Source organism: Mesorhizobium sp. M7A.F.Ca.US.002.01.1.1 (assembly GCF_004022955.1).
Lineage (GTDB): Bacteria > Pseudomonadota > Alphaproteobacteria > Rhizobiales > Rhizobiaceae > Mesorhizobium > Mesorhizobium ciceri.
The window spans coordinates 1-3,268 of record NZ_RZQE01000576.1 but is presented as its reverse complement, the minus strand read 5'-3'; the positions used below and the strand labels follow the sequence as shown (position 1 = coordinate 3,268).

Genomic DNA, 3,268 nt, shown 5'->3' with positions numbered 1-3,268 from the left:
GCTCGGGGGTGTTGAACCGGCGCACTGGAAAAGTCCAACTTGCCGCCGGAACGCCCTCACCCGCCTCGGAAGGCCGAGAGAACGCTCCGGAGCCGACCTCAGCCCTTGGCGACGGGCAGCGCGACGAAACGATTGGTGTCGTCGCGGGTGATCTGCATCAGCACCGCCTTGCGGCCGGATTTGACCGCTTCGGTCATCGCCTTGGTGACGTCGTCGGTGCCGTTCACTTCGGTCGAATTGACCGATGTGATGACGTCGCCCGGCTGGATGCCGCGATCGGCAGCATCGCTGTCAGGATCGACGTCGGTCACCACCAGCCCCTTGCCGTTTTCGGACTTGGTGACGGTCAGGCCGAGATCGGCCAGCGTGTCGGGCTTTGCCGGAGCGGCAGGCTGCGACTGGTCGACAGAGGCCTGCTTGTCGCTCGAGGGCAGTTTGCCGAGATCGACCTTGACCGTCTGGCTCTTGCCGTCGCGCCACACGGTGACGTCAACCGACTTGCCAGGCGAGTAGGCGCCGATCAGCCGTGCCAGTTCCTTCGGCGAAGCGACGTCCTTGCCGTTGACCTGGGTGATCACGTCACCGGCCGTGATGCCCGCCTTCTTGCCGGGACCATCGTCCTGGGCACTGGAAACCAGTGCGCCGTTGTTGGACTTCAGACCAAGCGACTCAGCGATGTCGGAGGTGACCGGCTGGATTTCGACACCGAGCCAGCCGCGCTGAACGGAACCGCTCTTCATCAGGTCCTGAACGACCTGCTTGGCGGTCGAAGCGGGAATGTCGAAGGCGATGCCGACGCTGCCGCCGGACGGCGAGAAGATCGCGGTGTTGATGCCGACGACCTGGCCGTTGAGGTTGAAGGTCGGGCCGCCAGAATTGCCGCGGTTGACCGATGCGTCGATCTGGATGAAGTCGTCATAAGGGCCAGCGCCGATGTCGCGGCCGCGGGCGGAGACGATGCCGGCGGTGACGGTGCCACCAAGGCCGAACGGATTGCCGACGGCCACCACCCAGTCGCCGACGCGAACCTTGGAGTCATCGGCGAAGTCGACATAGGTAAACTTGCCGACGCCATCGACCTTGAGCACGGCGAGATCGGTGCGCGGGTCGGTGCCGATCAGCTTGGCGTCGAGTTCCTTGCCGTCATTCATCACCACGGTGAAGGCCGAGCCTTCCGAAACGACGTGGTTGTTGGTGACGAGATAGCCGTCATCCGAGATGAAGAAGCCGGACCCTTGTGCAACCGGCCGCGGCTGGTCGTTGTTGCGGTCGCGATGGCTGAAGCGCCTGTTGCCGCCACCCTGGCCGTCCTGATCACCAAAGCCGCGGAATTCCTTGAAGAAGCGGCGCAGTTGCGGATTGTTGGGCAGGTTGTTCATGCCATCCTGATCGTCGGACGGGTCGGAGCCGTCATCGGCGGCCGGGCTGATCTTGGCCTTGACCTTGACGCTGACAACAGCGGGAGAAACCCGCTCGACGACATCGGCGAAGCCCGGTACCTGCGGCGCCTCGACGCGCACGGCATCGGCCAGAACAGGGCTGGTTCCGCTGGTCAGCGCACCGACGCCGATCGCACCAGCCACGGCGACAGACGCGACGGCAGCCATGAGACGCTTGCGGGTGACGGAATATGAACGGGGGGCAATATTCATGGATCTCGTATCCTCTTTCCAAATGGACGCTGCTGATGGGCATCCTCAAGCAAGAGAATTAGAGTGGCGCACATTACAGCGCCATTTCCGACACATGAAACTTTGGTAATGTTTTGGGGTCGGGAGACGCACAAACCCGTTGGCCGCGATGCCCTATGCGCTATCTTGTACACAACTCAGCACAAGGCTTTATAAATGACAGCAAGCACGCCTGGCGGATCGTATTCGTGAAATGGGCCGAGGCCTTGGTGATATGGCGACGGGCCGGCCAGGCCGGGTAACAGGCACATATGAGACGTTCATCGGCCGCCTGCCGTACATCATTGCTTATGAGTTGCGCCCGATTGCTGGCCGTCAGTGCGTCGTTATCCTGCGCGTCATTCACACGTCGCGGGACTGGCCCTCGGAGGAATGGCCGAGCTAATTGCCTAGTATCTTGTCCAGCGCCGCCTGTTCCTCAGTGGTCAGCGCATTGGTTGCCGTCGAGCGACGCGACCGCGCGGTCAGCACGATGAAAACGCCTCCCACCAGCAACAGCAGGACAGGCGTGCCCCACAGCAATGCATTGCGCAGGTCGAAACGCGGCTTGAGCAGCACGAACTCGCCATAGCGCGAAACCACGTAGTCCATGACCTGCTGGTCAGTGTCGCCGGCGACGAGGCGCTGACGCACGAGGACGCGCAGGTCGCGGGCAAGGTCGGCATCGGATTCGTCGATCGACTGGTTCTGGCAGACCATGCAGCGCAAGCCTTCCGAAAGCGCCCGAGCCCGCGCCTCAAGTGCAGGATCAGGCAGCATCTCGTCAGGCTTCACCGCCAAGGCCGTGCCGGCAAAAAACAGCGCCAGCAGCAGGATAATGGAGGTCAGCGAAAGCCGTGCGTTCATGGCAGGGTCGCGGATGGCACCACGCTCGCCTGCTTGCGCCGTCGCGACGGCGCGCCGACGCGCAGGCGCCGGTCCATCAGCGACATCGCCGCGCCCGCCATCATCATCAGGCCACCGCCCCAGATCAACGTCACCAGCGGCTTCCACCACAAACGCACGACGACCGAACCGTCTTTGCCCTCGTCGCCGAGCGAGATGTAGAGCTGCGAGAAACCGATCGTCCTGATGCCGGATTCCGTCGTCGTCATCTGCCGCACCGGATAAAACCGCTTGGCGGAGCTGATTTCGCCAACAGGGCTGCCGCTGACGCCGATCAGCTCGAAGCGGCCGCGATCCTCGCTGTAATTCGGTCCCTGGGCCGGATAAAGCCCGACGAAACGCAGCGTATGGCCGGACAGTTCGACGGTCTCGCCGGCATGCATCGACAGGATCTTCTCGGTGCCGAAGCAAAGTGTGCCGACGATGCCGAGCGTGGTCAGGCCGAGGCCGAGGTGAGCGAAGGCTGTGCCGAAGACCGAGCGCGGCAAGCCGAGCAAGCGCCGGACCATGATCCCCGTTGCGACGGTCCGAAAGCCGGATTTGACGGCGAGATCGGTGAGCGCGCCAAGGATCAGCCAGACGGCAAGGCCTACGCCCAGGGCTGCGAACACCGAGGCTCCGTCGATGAACAGAGCGGTGACCAGCGTCGCCAGCAGCGCCGCTGCAAAGGCCACCATCAGGCGCTGCGCGAC

3 protein-coding genes and 1 pseudogene are annotated in these 3,268 nt (G+C 63.5%); 1 reads left to right on the top strand and 3 read right to left on the bottom strand.

What is annotated here, in order from left to right; all coding sequences use genetic code 11:
• Positions 1-98: 98 nt before the first annotated feature.
• Positions 99-1,652 carry a Do family serine endopeptidase gene (locus EN932_RS32225; RefSeq protein WP_013532632.1) on the bottom strand — a complete coding sequence of 518 codons (1,554 nt, stop codon included), beginning with the start codon at positions 1,650-1,652 and terminating at the stop codon, positions 99-101.
• 205 nt (positions 1,653-1,857) lie between these two features.
• On the opposite strand from EN932_RS32225, the pseudogene EN932_RS32220 reads away from it, so the two are divergent.
• A pseudogene (locus tag EN932_RS32220) lies at positions 1,858-2,076 on the top strand (type II toxin-antitoxin system RelE/ParE family toxin); the annotation flags it as partial.
• Here EN932_RS32220 and EN932_RS32215 read toward each other — a convergent pair.
• Both EN932_RS32215 and EN932_RS32210 read right to left on the bottom strand, forming a co-directional pair.
• Entirely contained in the window at positions 2,073-2,537 is a 465-nt protein-coding gene (locus EN932_RS32215; RefSeq protein ID WP_013532633.1) for a cytochrome c-type biogenesis protein, read from the bottom strand. The pseudogene EN932_RS32220 and the gene EN932_RS32215 sit on opposite strands and share 4 nt — an antisense overlap.
• Positions 2,534-3,268 (bottom strand): cytochrome c-type biogenesis CcmF C-terminal domain-containing protein (locus tag EN932_RS32210; RefSeq protein WP_281061567.1); only part of this gene is annotated, 735 nt, incomplete at its 5' end. The genes EN932_RS32215 and EN932_RS32210, both read right to left, overlap by 4 nt.

Coding starts and splice junctions, on each gene's coding strand:
- EN932_RS32225 (WP_013532632.1), bottom strand. CDS start 1,652: ATGAATATTGCCCCCCGTTCATATTCCGTCACCCGCAAGCGTCTCATG.
- EN932_RS32215 (WP_013532633.1), bottom strand. CDS start 2,537: ATGAACGCACGGCTTTCGCTGACCTCCATTATCCTGCTGCTGGCGCTG.